Genomic DNA, 14,508 nt, shown 5'->3' with positions numbered 1-14,508 from the left:
CAGGAGCACCCCCTCTATCCCCTTGGGGGTGGGCCCGCTTTTGGTCTGTAGTCTCGTGGGGGGGCGGTTGTGTGCGGGTACGTTGGGGGCGGGGGGGATGGTTTCCCACCCCGCCACTGGAAGGGGTGAATGCACGTAACTTTCCCGGACTCATAGCGTTCGGTCGCGCTACGGTCCCGACTCGTCACGCTCCGTCAGCGCGAGTCGACGAGCAACAGGTCGACGAGCTCAGTCGTCGCCGGGATGCACCCAGGGGTTCGGGCGGCACTTGATGCCGCTGATGTCCAGCGACTTGGTCTGCTGCTGCATCACGGGGGCGAGCGCGCCGGGCGTACGGCAGTTCACGTGACCGTACCCGAGCCGGTGGCCGACCTCGTGGTTGATCAGCATCTGACGGTACGCCGGCATCGCCTTGGCGCCGTACGTCTCCGCGCCCTGCGCCCAGCGGTAGGCGTTGATCATCACGCGCTGGGTGGAGGCGGAGTCGCAGGAGACGTTGTCGACAGTGGTGTCGAGTCCGGACTTGGCGCACCAGGTCGCCGTGGTCCCCGGGCTGGCCAGGGTGATCACGAACTCGGGCTCGCCGGAGGAGATGCGCTCGAAGGTCATGGCGCCGTTGTGCGCCCAGCTGCGGTCGTCGTTCAACGTCTGCTGAACGGCTTGCGCGAAGAGCTTGCTGTCGAGGCCGAGGCCCTTCTCGACGTCGATCCGGTAGCGGATCTTCCGGCCCTTGCCCGGCGCCCTGTCGAAGCCCGGCACCGCCTCGAAGTCTCCGGAACCCTTGAGCTTGGGGTCGAGGGGGAACTGCCGGGTCATCAGCTCCGCGTACGTGGGCGGGGCGGCCGGCACACGCGGCGCGGCCTCCTGCGGCGGCGCGAGACGGTTGTCCGAGCGGGACGCCGAACCGTCCTCGCTGCCCCGGTCCGCCTCGCCCGCGGCCTTCGTACCGGTCGCCTCCGAACCGGTGCCGGTGACCTGACCGGCGACGACGACCACGAGAACGGTGGTCACGGCGGCCGCGGCGATCCCGGTGAACGTACGGCCCCTGGCGGGCTTGGCCGGGGCGTCGGGGTCGGCATCGGAGTCGGCGTCCGCGTCCGCGTCCGCGTCCGCGCCGAACGGTTCGGCCCGCGACAGGGACGAGGAGGTTCCCGTCCGGGGACCCTGCCGCTCCTCGGGGTCGTCGAAGGCCTCGACGAACTCGCGCCGCGGACCGGGGATGCGGGCACCTGCGCCGATGGGCGGGCCCTGCCGTGCGGGCGGGGGGACCACCGGGTGCTGTCCCGTCATGGTCGCGGTCCGGCCGTTCGGCGTGCCCTGCCAGTCGCCGTACCGGGAGTCGCTCTGCGCTGCTCCCCAGCCGCCGCCCGGCTCCCGCTGCTCGGGATGACCGCCGCGTACCCGCGGCACACCGTGGGCCGGGGTGCCGTAGGCGGGAGTGCCGTAAGCGGGCGTGCCATGAGCCGGAGTGCCGTACCCCTGCGTCCCGTACGCGGGTGTCCCGTGCGCCGGGGTGCCGTACACCGGCGTCCCGTGGGCCGGTGTGCCGTAGCCCGCGGAGCCGGGGCGCTGCTCGGGGTCGCCGGGGCCGGGGCCCGGGCCGGACCGCCTGCGCCGGCCCGAACCCGTATCCGTACTCGTACTCGTACCCGAAGGTGTCACGGCAGTGGATGTCGTCGTGGCGGACGCCGGCACGGCCGACGTCGTGCCCTGCGTCCTGTTGCCGTCGGCGGCCTTGGGTGCGGGGCCCTTGCGGCTGTGTCGTCCCACGCCCCGGATCAGCTCCTACCGCTGTCGTCGTCGAGCAATTCCCGTACGGCCTCGGCGACCGTCTCGGGATACTCCATCATGGCGACGTGCCCGGCGTCCGGGAGAGTCAGCAGTCGCGAGTCCCGGAACGCCTGCGCCGCCTTGCGCGCCATCCGGTACGAGACGAGCTGGTCCCGGCAGCCGTACACCAGCAGAGTCGGCGCGAGCACCCGCTCCGCCTGCCGCCACAGTCCGTGCTGCCCGCCGAGCGTATAGGCGTCGACGATCCCGCGGGAGCTGCGCGCCATCGCGTCCCAGAAATACGGCAGTTCCAGCCGCCGCTCCATCTCCTCGACGGCGTCGCGGAGACCCTCGTCGGTCACCCGGCCGGGGTCCCCGTAGCAGAGCGCCATCACTCCGCGGACCCGCATCTCCGCCGTCCAGTCCTTCGTCAGCCGGGTGAACAGCCGGGCGACGCCGGGCATCGCGAGCAGCGCGGTCGGCCAGGCGGAACGCTGGACGCGGAGCTCCGGCAGGGCCGGCGAGACGAGCGTGAGGGTGCGCACGAGATCGGGGCGGACGGCCGCGACGCGCGTGCAGACGGCACCGCCGAGCGAGTTCCCGAGGAGATGGACGGGACCGCGGCCCGCGGCGTCGAGCAGACGGATGACGGCCCGGGCGTGCCCCGTGACCGAATAGTTGCCGTCGTCCGGCGGCGGGGAGTCCCCGAAGCCGGGCAGATCGACGGCCTCGCCGTCCACCCGGCCCTCAAGTCGGCGCATCAGCGCGGTCCAGTTCTGCGACGAGCCGCCGAGGCCGTGGACGTACAGCGCGGGAGGCAGTCCGGTGCGCGCCGGGGGCCGGGCACGCACGGTGAGCGTCAGTCCGGGCAGCGCGACGCGGCGCAGCTCCTCGCCCTCCGCGACACGGACGGCACGAACCCGTGGAGCCGGTGCGGCGGCACGGGTTTCCGGCAGCTCGGTCGAAGACATGGGGCAATGTTACGAGACGATCACGCGGCGAATCCTGTGTTCGCGGTCACACACCGCACAGGCCACCGCATGGCCCACGCACCCACGGCATGGCCCCACGCACACCGCCGCACGGCGCGCCGCGCACCGAACTGCGCGATGTCTGGCGAACGCCGCATAGCGCCGGGCAGACGGAACTCCTACGCTCGTAGGACAAGGGCAGACGCCCCGGCCCCTGCTGCACGAAAACGCACAGGAAAGGGATCCAGATGGCTGTCGATCCGACGGACCCGGAAACCTTCACGGAAGACGATCAGGGCCAAGGAATTGCTCTCGACGACCTCGACGAGCTCGCGGAACTCGACCAGGAGGTTCCCGAGGCCGATGCCGCCGAGCAGCACACGGAACTGCAGCAGCGGAAGGACGAGCCGCTGAAGCGGATCGACTCGAACGAGGCCAACGAGGCGGATACCGCGGAACAGGCGCGGGTGGTCGCACTTGACGAGGACGACTACCGCTGAATTGTTCGGTTTACCGAGCACCCCCGGCTACCGCGGCCGTCCGGTACGTGAAATTCTGCGCTCGCACCGCGCACACCACGGTTACCCAAAAGTACGATGGCGACCGCGGCGCACGGACCGCGGCACAGGACACTGTGCATGTGACATCGAACGTGGGAGGCGGCGTGACAGCCATCGAGCAGACAGAGGCGGCGCGCCCGCGAGGCACCCGCCTGCCGCGCCGTGCCCGACGCAACCAGCTGCTGGGCGCGGCCCAGGAAGTATTCGTCGCCCAGGGGTACCACGCGGCCGCGATGGACGACATCGCGGAGCGGGCGGGCGTGAGCAAGCCGGTCCTGTACCAGCACTTCCCCGGGAAGCTGGAGCTCTATCTGGCGCTGCTGGACCAGCACTGCGAGTCGCTGCTGCAGGCGGTGCGGGGAGCCCTCGCGTCGACGACGGACAACAAGCTGCGGGTCGCGGCGACGATGGACGCGTACTTCGCGTACGTGGAGGACGAGGGCGGCGCGTTCCGTCTGGTCTTCGAGTCGGATCTGACGAACGAGCCCGCGGTGCGCGAGCGCGTGGAGCGGGTGTCGCTGCAGTGCGCGGAGGCCATCTCGGACGTCATCGCGGAGGACACGGGGCTGTCCAAGGACGAGTCCATGCTGCTGGCCGTGGGCCTCGGCGGGGTCTCGCAGGTGGTGGCGCGTTACTGGCTGTCGAGCGGGTCCGGGATTCCGCGGGACACTGCGGTGCAGCTGCTGACGTCACTGGCGTGGCGGGGTATCGCGGGGTTCCCGCTGCACGGCAGCGACGGCCACTGAGCGCCGTCTCGCGACGCGTGTTCGCTGCGGGCGTGCCCGGCTGAGCCGTGGTGCGTCCCCTCACCGGGCTAATGTGTGCAGCGTACGGCGCGGCTGACCGCGCATCGCTGACCGTTCGGAGGGACATAGCCGTGGAGGTCAAGATCGGCGTGCAGCACGCGCCCCGGGAGATCGTTCTGGAGAGCGGCCAGAGCGCCGAGGAGGTCGAGCAGGCCGTGGCCGATGCGCTGGCCGGCAAGGCGCAGCTGCTCAGCCTGACGGACGACAAGGGTCGCAAGGTGCTCGTGCCTGCCGACCGCGTCGCGTACGTCGAAATCGGCGAGCCGTCCACGCGCCGCGTCGGATTCGGCGCGCTGTAGGACTCTTTGCCGCTTGCGTCAACGCTTGCCGCGCATCGACGTGACGAAGGGCCCGACGGGGGTTTCCCGCCGGGCCCTTCGCGTACTCGCGGGGTGCCCTCCCAAGCCCGCCCGAGCCCTTCCGAGCCGGCCCGTGCCCGTTGACCGGCAGGGCAGGTGGAGGATTGTGTTCCGGCGCGTTCGGGTAGGACGGGCTACGACCCGATTTGCCCGCCCGGCGTCCGTGAGGTGATCCGTGGTGATCCTGGAAGCTCTCGGCTCCCTACTGCTCGGAATCCTTCTCTCCTGGGCAGCCGTGCGACGGCTTCCGGACCGGCTCCCCGCACCGCGCGTGGTGTACGTCACGGGCACGCTCGGCGCGCTGTTCGGGGCGTATCTGACGCACTCGGCACTCGGGCCCGGCTATCTCCTCGGCACCCTGCTCGGCGCGCTGTTCGTCAGCGGCGTCACGCTGTCGTTGCTGATCCGTCCGGCGGCCCGCCGGCTGCGGCGATCAGCCGCGGCCTGAAGCGGGCCCCGGTTTCCGGTCACCGGTCGCGTATCCACGTCGGGTGCGTGACGTAGGTACGCACGTAGGGCTCAGGCCGCGAGACCCAGCGCGGCCATCCGCTTGGTGTGCGCCTTCGTGATCCGGCTGAACATCTCACCGACCGCCGCCAGGTCGAACCCGTCCGCGACCCCGCCGACGAGCATCGTGGACAGCGCGTCCCGCTCCGCGACGACCCGCTGCGCCTGCGACAGCGCCTCTCCCATCAGCCGGCGCGCCCACAGCGCGAGCCGCCCGCCGACCCTCGGGTCCGCCTCGATCGCGGCGCACACCTTCTCGACCGCGAAATTGCCGTGGCCCGTGTCGTCGAGCACCGCCAGCACCAGCTTGCGGGTGTCCGAGTCCAGCCGGACCGCGACCTCGCGATAGAAGTCGCTGGCGATCGAGTCGCCGACGTATGCCTTGACCAGGCCCTCCAGCCAGTCCGACGGCGCGGTCAGACGGTGGAACTCGTCCAGGGGCGCCGCGAAGGGCTCCATCGCCTTGGTCGGTTCGACGTCGATCGCGGCCAGCCGGTCCCGCAGCTGCTCGAAGTGGTGGAACTCGGCGGATGCCATCTTCGCCAGCTCCGCCTTGTCCGCGAGCGACGGCGCGAGCTTGGCGTCCTCGGCGAGGCGCTCGAAGGCCGCCAGTTCGCCGTACGCGAGCGCGCCCAGCAGGTCCACGACCGCTGCGCGGTACTGGGGGTCGGCGGAGGCCGCGGCCCAGTCCTGGGCGGCGATCCCTGTCGGTTCTTCGGCGGTGTCGTTCGCCGCTTCGACGGCGTTGTCAGGCGTCTCCATGAAGCGCACAATAGCCCGCCGTCCCGGCGACGGAAGGCCCTGGTCAGCACCCGCCGCGACGCGGTTCCCAGGAATTCGCCCAACACACATGCGCGATTCCGGGGTACAGTGGTATTAAGCCTGCCGGATATCTCGGCGGGCGTCTGAATGAGGATGCCCGGTCGGTGGCCCGATCGGCTCCGACCCGACAGCCCTCTGTGCGCACTTCGCCACACGAGGGACCCCTCAGCGGCACGAGCGCTCGAGCGACGGCAGTGGTCCCGCGCCTTCCGGCCAATCCACGGCCGGTCCAGTTCCCAGGAGCGGTTGGACCCCCAGCGTTCGCCTCGCGCCGCGTCTCACAGAAGAGGCAACACCCTGACTACGCAGGCTATGACTTTCCGAGAGCTCGGGATCCTTCCCGAGACCGCCGAGGCCCTTGAGGCCGTCGGCATCATCAGTCCCTTTCCCATCCAGGAGATGACCCTCCCCGTCGCGCTCGCCGGCACGGATGTCATCGGCCAGGCCAAGACCGGCACGGGCAAGACCCTCGGTTTCGGCCTTCCGCTGCTGGAGCGCGTCACCGTCCCCGCGGACGTCGAGGCGGGCCGGGCCAAGCCCGAGCAGCTGACCGACGCCCCGCAGGCGCTCGTCGTCGTTCCCACCCGCGAGCTGTGCACGCAGGTCACCAACGACCTGCTGACCGCCGGCAAGGTGCGCAACGTCCGCGTCCTCGCGATCTACGGCGGCCGTGCGTACGAGCCGCAGGTCGAGGCCCTGAAGAAGGGCGTCGACGTCGTCGTCGGCACGCCCGGACGCCTCCTGGACCTTGCGGGCCAGAAGAAGCTGGACCTGTCCCACGTGCGCGCGCTCGTCCTCGACGAGGCCGACGAGATGCTCGACCTGGGCTTCCTGCCCGACGTCGAGAAGATCATCCAGCTGCTGCCGGCCAAGCGTCAGACGATGCTGTTCTCCGCGACCATGCCGGGTGCGGTCATCGGCCTCGCGCGCCGCTACATGTCGCAGCCCACGCACATCCGCGCGACCGCGCCGGACGACGAGGGCGCGACCGTCGCGAACATCACACAGCGCGTCTACCGTGCCCACTCCATGGACAAGCCGGAGATGGTCTCGCGCATTCTGCAGGCCGACGGCCGCGGGCTCGCGATGATCTTCTGCCGTACGAAGCGGACGGCCGCGGACATCGCGGACCAGCTCGCCCGGCGCGGCTTCGCGTCCGGCGCCGTTCACGGCGACCTGGGCCAGGGTGCGCGCGAGCAGGCGCTGCGGGCGTTCCGCAACGGCAAGGTCGACGTCCTGGTGTGCACCGACGTCGCGGCGCGCGGTATCGACGTCGAGGGCGTCACCCACGTCATCAACTACCAGTCGCCGGAGGACGAGAAGACGTACCTCCACCGCGTCGGCCGCACCGGCCGTGCGGGCGCGTCCGGCACGGCCGTGACGCTGGTGGACTGGGACGACATCCCGCGCTGGCAGCTCATCAACAAGGCGCTGGACCTGGGCTTCAACGACCCGGTCGAGACGTACTCCACGTCGCCGCACCTCTTCGAGGAGCTCGGCATCCCCGCCGGGACCAAGGGCGTCCTCCCCCGTGCCGAGCGCACCCGCGCCGGTCTCGAGGCGGAGGAGCTGGAGGACCTCGGCGAGACGGGCGGCCGCGGGTCGCGTTCCGCGTCGCGTACGAAGACGGAGGAGCGTCCGGCTCGCACGCGCACGCCGCGCCAGCGCCGCCGTACGCGCGGCGGTACGTCGCTGGACGAGACGGCGTCGACGGCACCGGCCGAGGCCGTGGAGCCCGCCGCGTCGGACGAGGCCGGCGAGTCCGCCGAGGCGCCGCGCACGCCGCGCCGCCGCCGGCGCACGCGTGCGGGTGCGGGTGCGGGTGCCGGTACCGGCACCGCTGTCCTGGATGCCCCCGCTGCCGAGCCCGTCGCGGACGTGGCCGTCGCGGACGAGCCCGCCAAGCCGCGCCGCCGCCGCACGCGCTCCTCGGCCGCCGCGGAGGCCGCCCCGACCGAGGCCGCCGTCGCCGACGAGCCCGCCAAGCCGCGCCGTCGCCGCACGCGCACGAAGGCCGCGACCCAGCCGGACGCCTGACGCACCGTCACCTCCGCCTGAGCCCATGAGGGCCCGCACCCCTGGGGTGCGGGCCCTCGCGCATGCCCGACAGGGCCGGCCCCTGCCCCACTGGGCGTAGGCCGGATGGGGGTACGGGGCCCGGCCGGAGCGGCGCCCTCCAGCCCGGGGCCGGGACGGGGCTGGGGCAGGCCCCGAAGCGAAGCCGCTGAACGGGAGCGGGCCGCAGCCGCCGGAGCGCAGCCAGGTTGACGCCTCAGCGTGGGCCGGAGCAGGGCCGCGGAGCGCAGCCCCAAAATCTGCCCCGGGCAGCCCCGACACGGGGGCTGGGGCGCAGCCCTGGCGCAGGGCAGGGCAGTCCAGAAGCGAAATCCCGGAACGAGGGCGGGGGCGAGAGCCCGGCGGAGCCGGGTCAAGGCCCCGAAGGCGAAGCCCTGGACAAGGCTTTGCAGCGCAGCCCCGGAACAAGAGCCGGGGCAAGGCCCGAGAGCGAAGCCCGGAACGGCCCTCGGCAGAGCCCGGAAACGAGGTCCCGGCCCCGAAACTCCGGGGCGCGTACGGGGCGGAGCCCCGGGCGGGATCGGCTGCACAGGGGGAAGCGCGGCGTCGCGGGCGCGCAACGCTGCCCGACGGGCCGGGTGGGGGTTGTGAGTCGGTAGCCTCGTCGCATGAGTCGGCCGCCCACCTTCGTGCCCCCCGCCTGCGCCCGTGCCCGGGTGCTCGAGACCTCGCGCGGGGCGTTCGCCGTGCTGGATGCCCTGCCGGGCGGAGGGCGGGAGGTGAAAGGCACCGCGATGCTCCTGCCCGGGTACACCGGGAGCAAGGAGGACTTCATCGCGATGCTCGAGCCGCTGACCGTCGCGGGGTACCGGGCCGTCGCCGTCGACGGCCGCGGGCAGTACGAGAGCGACGGGCCCGCGTCCCAAGAGGCGTACGCCCAGGACGAGTTGGCGCGGGACGTACTCGCGCAGGCCGCCGCGCTCGGCGGGCCCGTGCATCTCGTCGGGCACTCGCTCGGCGGGCAGATCGCCCGTGCCGCGGTGCTGGTCGATCCGCGGCCCTTCGACACCCTCGCACTGATCTCGTCCGGGCCCGCCCACATCACCCCCGGACAGCAGAACAAGGTCAAGCTGTTGAGCGACGCCCTCGGCACGATGGACATGGCCGAGGTCTGGGAGGCGATGCGAGCGCTGGACCCCCCGGAGGACGCCGACACCGACGGTGAGGATCTGCGCCGGCGCTGGCTGCGGCACAATCCTTCCCAGCTCCTCGCCACCGGGCGCCAGTTGACCGTGGAGCCGGACCGGGTCGACGAGCTCGCCGCCGTACCGCTGCCCAAGCTCGTCGTGTCGGGCGAGCGCGACGACACCTGGCCCGTACCACTGCTCGACGAGATGGCGGTACGGCTCGGCGCGCACAGGACGGTCATCGCGGGCGCCGAGCACTCGCCCAACACGGACCGGCCGGCGGAGACGGCCGACGCGCTCATCGCCTTCTGGGGTCAGTACTGACCCTGGAGGTGCTGCCAGAACCCGTCGCGCAGAGCGCGCCGCAGGTGCGCGTGGCCCCGCAGGGAGTGCTTCAGCATCTTCTCCGCCTCGATGAGCAGATCCTGGTCGACCGGACCCGGCAGATACGGATGCCCGGGCAGCAGCTCGGCCATCGGCTCCCGCCCGCGCTCGACGAGCCAGGTCGCGGCGATCTGCGCGCCGACGAAACGTACGTCCTCGCGGGACGGCGGCGGCGTGTCGTCCTCGTAGGTGGTGACAGGCCGCCGGGTCACGTACGGCCGGCAGAAGTCGAGGTCGAAGGTGCGCCGGCTGTCGACCTCCCAGAGCAGCGGATCCGCCTGGTTGCGGCCCTCGGCCGCCTCGATCCCCCACAGGTGCACCCGCGCCCCGTAGCCCTGGGCGGCCTCGACGGCGGAGACGAGGTCCTCGTCGCCGCCGACGAGGGCGGCGTCGCTGATCGACCGATGGCGGGCGAGTGACTCCAGATCGGAGCGTATGAGGGAGTCGACGCCCTTCTGCTGGTTGTTCGCGTTGAGGTTGCCGAGCCTGACCTTGACGTCGGGGAGCTCGGCGATGGCCTGCTGCTCGGCGGTGTGGATGCGGCGCCTGGCGCCGTCGTACCAGTAGACGCGCAGCAGCCGGCTGTCCGCGAAGATCTTGCGGGCGTCGTCGATGAACGCCTCGATGAGCCCTTCGGCGTCGAGATCGAAGGAGCGCCGGTCCTCGGTTCCCGCCACAAGCAACCCGGCCGCAGCATAGACGTAACCGGCGTCGACGAAGATGGCATGCGTGGACGGGGTCTTCGCGACCTCGGCGAGCATGCGCTGGAGCAGCTCGTTGGTGCGCTCCAGGCGGGCGCTGATGCTGGTGAGCTCATCGTCTTTCATACGGGACCCATTGTGAGCAGGCCGAGCGGCACCCGCCAGTAGTTAGCCATCCAAAAAATTTCCTTAGCGTAGGGAATGTTTGCCCTCTGCATCCCGTTGGAACGGACGGAACAGAGACGGACAGAAGGGAGAAGCCCCTTATGCGCTTCGAGATCATGCGACTCGACGACGTCGACGGCGCCGCCGTGGACAGCACCGTTGTGGACGCCGCCTCCGTCAACCGGATGGTCCAGCAGGCCGCCGCGATCGGCCAGCGTATCTACATCCGGCCCGCCGCCACCTCGGCGTCGTAAAGGACCTCGGCCCCGCTCAACGGCAGCCCCGACAGAAGTTCGCCCCCGTACGGAACCTTCCGTACGGGGGCGTCGTTCTGCCGCGAGCTCCTCAGGAGCCCTGGATCACCTGGGTGACGCCGTTGATGATCTGCTGCACGGCGATCGCCGACAGCATCATGCCCGCGAGCCGTGTCACCAGGACGACACCGCCGTCCTTGATGACCCGGATGATCAGCAGCGAGTAGCGCATCGTCAGCCAGAGCACGACGTGCATCGCGACGATCGCCGCCCACACCGAGATCTGCTGCCCGACCCCGTCGGCGTGCTGCACCGCGAGGATCACCGAGACGATCGCGCCCGGCCCGGCCAGCAGCGGCATGCCGAGCGGCACGAGCGCGACATTGACGTCCTTCGTCTGCTTGGGCTCGTCGGTCTTGCCGGTGAGCAGATCCAGCGCGATGAGCAGCAGAAGCAGACCTCCCGCGATCATCAGGGCGGGGACGGAGACATGGAGGTAGGCGAGGATCTGCTGGCCCAGGATGCCGAAGACGGTGATGACACCGAACGCCACCGCGACCGCCTGCCAGGCCATCCGGCGCTGGACCTTGGCGGGGCGGCCGGAGGTGAGGGCGAGGAAGATCGGGGTGATCCCGGGGGGATCCATGATCACGAAGAGGGTGAGGAAGAGGGAGCCGAAGACGGCGACGTCGAACACAGTATTGCCTTGCGGGGTGGTGTCGGGGTGTTGGGGTCGGGCCGGTGAGGGGCCCGGGGGCGCAGGGGAGCGCTGAAGGGTGCGAGGGCGCAGCGATCCGCACACGGGCGGCCGGAAGGAGCCCGCGCGGAGGTGAGCCGGGGTCAGCGGCCGGATGTTCCGCCGGTGCCCGGGACCGGGAACGCGCCGGTCGCGCGGCGCGTGATCTCGCCGTAGATCTCCGGGTCGGTCGTGAAGTCGCCGAGCCGGCAGGTCTTGCGGCTGCCGTGGTAGTCGCTGGAGCCGGTGGTCAGCAGGCCGAGGTCGGCGGCGAGTCCGCGCAGCCGGGCCCGCGTGGGCTCGTCGTGGTCCATGTGGTCGACCTCGATGCCGTCGAGGCCCGCCGCCGCCAGTCGCGCGATGGTGTCCTCGGGCACGACCGCGCCACGCTTGACCGCGAGCGGGTGGGCGAAGACGGTGACGCCGCCGGCCGCCTTGACCAGGCGGATGGCGTCGAACGGGTCGAGCTCGTGCTTCTCGACGTACGCCCGTCCGCCGTTCGCGAGCCAGTCGGGCGTGAAGGCGGCGGAGACATCGGGGACGACGCCGAGTTCGACGAGCGCGGTCGCGACGTGCGGGCGGCCGACAGCGCCGTCACCGGCTATCCGGGCCACCGTCTCCCAGGTGATCGGCACGCCCAGCTCCTGGAGCTTGGCGACCATGGCCTGGGCCCGCGGCACCCGGTCGTCCCGAACGAGTTCGCGCTCGCGCGCCAGCTCGGGCTCCTCGGGGTCGAACAGGTACGCCAGCATGTGCAGGCCCACGCCCTCGACGCGGCACGAGAGTTCGGCGCCCGTGACGAGGGTGAGGCCTTCGGGGAGCGCGGCGATCGCCTCGGCGTGGCCGCCGACGGTGTCGTGGTCGGTCAGCGCGACGACGTCGAGTCCCGCGGCCGCGGCGTTACGGACCAGCTCGGCCGGGGTGTCCGTACCGTCCGATGCCGTGGAGTGGGTGTGCAGATCGATGCGCACGACGCAGGGCTCCAGGACTCGGACATGGACAGGGGACGCTCAATCGTAACGGGGATTCGAACATCACCCGGACCACGGTGCGGCGTGAAAGCCGTCACGACGGTGGCGTCACGAGGCCGGCCGCGCGGTCGGCCCATCTGAGACCGGCCGCACCGGTACGACCGCGCGAGGGCAGCCGCACGCCGACCCACACGGGACAGCCCCACCGGCCGGCCGCACACGAGCGGCCGTGCCGCCGGCCCGCCCGCACGAGGGCAGCCGTACGGGCCGGCCGTGCGGGTGCAACCGCACGGCCGGCCGGACGAGGCCGACACCTCGTCACGCCAGCAGTCGTGGTGACAGCGCCCCGCACGGCAGCAGCTCCACCTCGGCGCCGGCGTCGCGCAGATCGGTGAGTATCAGCTCGTCGTACATCAACAGTCCGGTCGACTCCGGCCAGACGATCGCCCACAGCCAGAGCCCCCGCGCCTCACCCGCGAAGACCGCACGGTCCTCCGGCACGTCGTCGACGTGCCAGAGCGGGGTCGGCCGCCCCCCGGCGAGGACCTTGGCCTGGGGCGGCTTGTCGACGGCCATGTGCCGCCCCGGGTCCGGCCCGTCGATCCCGGCGAAGCGGGCGCCGAGGCCGACGCCGAGTTCCTCGGCGACCAGCAGCAACTCGCCCACACCACCGAGCGGTCCGGGACCCGAGCAGGCGACCGCGGTCGCGCGGCCGCCGCTGCGGTCGTCACCGGCGTACGCGACGCCGGTGAAGAGCCATCCGACCGGGAGCGGCCAGGGCATCCACACCGGCACCTGCGCACGGGCGACCACGACACTGAGGGCTTCGACGCTGGGCGGAATCACCGGCTGCAGCGGATGCACGGAACCGTGCACATCGCACTGCCACGTATCGGCGAAGAGACCGGGCGCCCTGACCCGGCCACCGCACTTCGGGCAACTGGGTTCGCCCCTCATAGCGCCCAACGGTCCTACCCGCTCGGCGTCGCGTCAAGGACGATCACCCGTCCGGCACGGCGGTTTCACCCGCCCCCACCAGGACAAACCAAGTGTATCTTACACTCATTAGTGAGGCTAACTTATCATCTGCATCTGCCACCCATCTGGGCGAACTCGTTCGACGGAGGCGGCATCCTGCGCCAGCCGAAGGCCGTTTGGGCCACGGCCGGGGCGTCCGTCGCAGGTTCGCGGCCGCGGCGGCCCCGTATCTGGCCCCGAAGATCGCGGAGTGGACCGACGTCCGCGCGCCGTTCGTGGTCGCCGGCGTCGCGGCGGTGATCGGCGCGGTCATCGTCGGGGCGCGGCGGGCGTCGCTGACGCACGAGGCGGCGGCGCCGAAGCCGGTCCTCGCGACGCGGGAGGCGGTCCTGGCCGACTGAGCCGCGTCCGGCCGGCCGAGCGGCATGCGACGCAGCGTCGGGCCCAAAGACCCCCGGAACGGCCGTCAGGCCGACCGGGAGCCCAACTCGGCCATGAGATACGTCACTTCACAGACATCGACGTCACGTCAGGGGCACGGACCTGCGCAACGGATCGCGCAGGTCCGTCCCGTGCTTCAGCCACCGCTCCTGGAGCTCGCCGGCGCCGTGCACCCGCTTCCACGCGGCCTCGTTCGGCGTCATCGGCAGCAGCGGCAGGAAGCGCACCGGATCCATCGGCTCGGCCAGCTCCAGGTCCTCCACCAGACCGCCGGACTCCGCCACCAGGACGGACGAGAACGGCGCCTGAGGCCACAGCGGTTCACCGAGGTCCATGGAGTTGCCCGGCGCCACGATCACGCCTTCGACCTGCGGTGACGACGCCAGCACCGCGAGCGGGCGCAGCACATTGTCGGTGTCGGCGAGCCCGGCCCGTACCGACAGGACGAGTTCCGCGCGGGGGCCCTTCACGGGGTCGGCGAGCGGGTCCTTGGGGTCGTTCATCGGCTGGGCCGACATGCCCAGCGTGGCGTACCGGACGATGTCCCCGTCGATGAAACGGAGCACCTCGATCCGGTCCGTACCGAGAAAGGTGACCGCGGCGCGCGCGTCCGGTTCGCCGAGCGCGGAGCTGAGCCGGGCCTCGACCAGAGCAAGAACTTCTCCCATCCCGCGAGCATAGATCGCATCAGGAACGGGCAAAGGAAGGAATTGATCCTCAGTCGGCTGATAGGCTTGGCCGCCTGTTCGGGACAACACGCTGAAGTGTGGCTCTGGGTCCCGATCACACGTCATCCCCCACGGGGGACCGGCCGGAGGAGGTGGGGCTGCGGTGGATCGAAGTCGACCGTGCAGTACCAACCGCTCTTCCGCGCGACTCC

Annotated in this window: 16 protein-coding genes; 8 read left to right on the top strand and 8 right to left on the bottom strand. The window is 71.5% G+C overall.

The window, feature by feature from the left end:
* Positions 1–228: 228 nt before the first annotated feature.
* Both ACFV9O_RS20390 and ACFV9O_RS20385 read right to left on the bottom strand, forming a co-directional pair.
* Complete coding sequence (locus ACFV9O_RS20390; RefSeq protein WP_385419841.1) at positions 229–1,770, bottom strand: DUF3152 domain-containing protein; 1,542 nt, start codon at positions 1,768–1,770, stop codon at positions 229–231.
* A gap of 8 nt (positions 1,771–1,778) precedes the next feature.
* Positions 1,779–2,741 carry an alpha/beta fold hydrolase gene (locus tag ACFV9O_RS20385; RefSeq protein ID WP_385419839.1) on the bottom strand — a complete coding sequence of 321 codons (963 nt, stop codon included), beginning with the start codon at positions 2,739–2,741 and terminating at the stop codon, positions 1,779–1,781.
* A gap of 248 nt (positions 2,742–2,989) precedes the next feature.
* Here ACFV9O_RS20385 and ACFV9O_RS20380 point away from each other — a divergent pair, with 248 nt between their 5' ends.
* The 4 genes from ACFV9O_RS20380 (at position 2,990) to ACFV9O_RS20365 (ending at position 4,914) form a co-directional block, all read left to right on the top strand.
* Entirely contained in the window at positions 2,990–3,241 is a 252-nt protein-coding gene (locus ACFV9O_RS20380) for a hypothetical protein (protein WP_385419837.1), read from the top strand.
* Between the two features lie 164 nt (positions 3,242–3,405).
* Entirely contained in the window at positions 3,406–4,047 is a 642-nt protein-coding gene (locus ACFV9O_RS20375) for a TetR/AcrR family transcriptional regulator (protein ID WP_385419836.1), read from the top strand.
* Between the two features lie 131 nt (positions 4,048–4,178).
* Complete coding sequence (locus ACFV9O_RS20370) at positions 4,179–4,406, top strand: DUF3107 domain-containing protein (protein WP_385419835.1); 228 nt, start codon at positions 4,179–4,181, stop codon at positions 4,404–4,406.
* 238 nt (positions 4,407–4,644) lie between these two features.
* Entirely contained in the window at positions 4,645–4,914 is a 270-nt protein-coding gene (locus ACFV9O_RS20365; RefSeq protein ID WP_385419833.1) for a hypothetical protein, read from the top strand.
* A 71-nt stretch (positions 4,915–4,985) separates the two neighbouring features.
* On the opposite strand, the gene ACFV9O_RS20360 is transcribed toward ACFV9O_RS20365, so the two are convergent.
* On the bottom strand, positions 4,986–5,735 hold the full coding sequence (locus ACFV9O_RS20360) for a ferritin-like fold-containing protein (protein ID WP_385419831.1): 750 nt from the start codon (positions 5,733–5,735) through the stop codon (positions 4,986–4,988).
* Positions 5,736–6,107: 372 nt separating this feature from the next.
* On the opposite strand from ACFV9O_RS20360, the gene ACFV9O_RS20355 reads away from it, so the two are divergent.
* Both ACFV9O_RS20355 and ACFV9O_RS20350 read left to right on the top strand, forming a co-directional pair.
* On the top strand, positions 6,108–7,832 hold the full coding sequence (locus ACFV9O_RS20355) for a DEAD/DEAH box helicase (RefSeq protein ID WP_385419829.1): 1,725 nt from the start codon (positions 6,108–6,110) through the stop codon (positions 7,830–7,832).
* Between the two features lie 647 nt (positions 7,833–8,479).
* Positions 8,480–9,322, top strand: a complete 843-nt coding sequence (locus tag ACFV9O_RS20350) for an alpha/beta fold hydrolase (RefSeq protein WP_385419827.1) — start codon at positions 8,480–8,482, stop codon at positions 9,320–9,322.
* Here the strand turns inward: ACFV9O_RS20350 and ACFV9O_RS20345 are convergent.
* Positions 9,313–10,209 carry an NYN domain-containing protein gene (locus ACFV9O_RS20345; RefSeq protein WP_385419825.1) on the bottom strand — a complete coding sequence of 299 codons (897 nt, stop codon included), beginning with the start codon at positions 10,207–10,209 and terminating at the stop codon, positions 9,313–9,315. The genes ACFV9O_RS20350 and ACFV9O_RS20345 overlap by 10 nt on opposite strands.
* Positions 10,210–10,349: 140 nt before the next feature.
* Between ACFV9O_RS20345 and ACFV9O_RS20340 the strand changes: the two genes are divergently transcribed.
* Positions 10,350–10,502: a hypothetical protein gene (locus ACFV9O_RS20340; RefSeq protein WP_385419822.1), complete on the top strand. Its 153-nt coding sequence runs from the start codon at positions 10,350–10,352 to the stop codon at positions 10,500–10,502.
* A 91-nt stretch (positions 10,503–10,593) separates the two neighbouring features.
* Here ACFV9O_RS20340 and ACFV9O_RS20335 read toward each other — a convergent pair whose 3' ends face one another.
* The 3 genes from ACFV9O_RS20335 to ACFV9O_RS20325 form a co-directional block, all read right to left on the bottom strand.
* Positions 10,594–11,199, bottom strand: a complete 606-nt coding sequence (locus ACFV9O_RS20335) for a MarC family protein (protein WP_385419819.1) — start codon at positions 11,197–11,199, stop codon at positions 10,594–10,596.
* Between the two features lie 143 nt (positions 11,200–11,342).
* Complete coding sequence (locus tag ACFV9O_RS20330) at positions 11,343–12,209, bottom strand: PHP domain-containing protein (RefSeq protein ID WP_385419816.1); 867 nt, start codon at positions 12,207–12,209, stop codon at positions 11,343–11,345.
* Positions 12,210–12,527: 318 nt separating this feature from the next.
* Entirely contained in the window at positions 12,528–13,166 is a 639-nt protein-coding gene (locus tag ACFV9O_RS20325; protein WP_385419814.1) for a DUF6758 family protein, read from the bottom strand.
* Between the two features lie 197 nt (positions 13,167–13,363).
* On the opposite strand from ACFV9O_RS20325, the gene ACFV9O_RS20320 reads away from it, so the two are divergent.
* The gene (locus ACFV9O_RS20320; protein ID WP_385419811.1) at positions 13,364–13,588 is read left to right on the top strand and encodes a hypothetical protein; all 225 of its coding nucleotides are present in this window, start codon (positions 13,364–13,366) and stop codon (positions 13,586–13,588) included.
* A gap of 123 nt (positions 13,589–13,711) precedes the next feature.
* Here the strand turns inward: ACFV9O_RS20320 and ACFV9O_RS20315 are convergent, their stop codons facing one another.
* Positions 13,712–14,296, bottom strand: coding sequence for a suppressor of fused domain protein (locus ACFV9O_RS20315; RefSeq protein ID WP_385419809.1), 585 nt, complete (start codon positions 14,294–14,296; stop codon positions 13,712–13,714).
* Positions 14,297–14,508: the final 212 nt, after the last annotated feature.

Source organism: Streptomyces sp. NPDC059909 (assembly GCF_042730885.1).
Classification (GTDB): domain Bacteria; phylum Actinomycetota; class Actinomycetes; order Streptomycetales; family Streptomycetaceae; genus Streptomyces.
Note: the sequence above shows the minus strand (reverse complement) of the source record. Positions and strands in the feature narration are given on the sequence as shown.

Excerpts from the sequence above, each read along its gene's own strand:
- ACFV9O_RS20385 (WP_385419839.1), bottom strand. The coding sequence starts at position 2,741 with ATGTCTTCGACCGAGCTGCCGGAAACCCGTGCCGCCGCACCGGCTCCA.
- ACFV9O_RS20380 (WP_385419837.1), top strand. The coding sequence starts at position 2,990 with ATGGCTGTCGATCCGACGGACCCGGAAACCTTCACGGAAGACGATCAG.
- ACFV9O_RS20360 (WP_385419831.1), bottom strand. The coding sequence starts at position 5,735 with ATGGAGACGCCTGACAACGCCGTCGAAGCGGCGAACGACACCGCCGAA.
- ACFV9O_RS20355 (WP_385419829.1), top strand. The coding sequence starts at position 6,108 with ATGACTTTCCGAGAGCTCGGGATCCTTCCCGAGACCGCCGAGGCCCTT.
- ACFV9O_RS20350 (WP_385419827.1), top strand. The coding sequence starts at position 8,480 with ATGAGTCGGCCGCCCACCTTCGTGCCCCCCGCCTGCGCCCGTGCCCGG.
- ACFV9O_RS20345 (WP_385419825.1), bottom strand. The coding sequence starts at position 10,209 with ATGAAAGACGATGAGCTCACCAGCATCAGCGCCCGCCTGGAGCGCACC.
- ACFV9O_RS20340 (WP_385419822.1), top strand. The coding sequence starts at position 10,350 with ATGCGCTTCGAGATCATGCGACTCGACGACGTCGACGGCGCCGCCGTG.
- ACFV9O_RS20325 (WP_385419814.1), bottom strand. The coding sequence starts at position 13,166 with ATGAGGGGCGAACCCAGTTGCCCGAAGTGCGGTGGCCGGGTCAGGGCG.
- ACFV9O_RS20315 (WP_385419809.1), bottom strand. The coding sequence starts at position 14,296 with ATGGGAGAAGTTCTTGCTCTGGTCGAGGCCCGGCTCAGCTCCGCGCTC.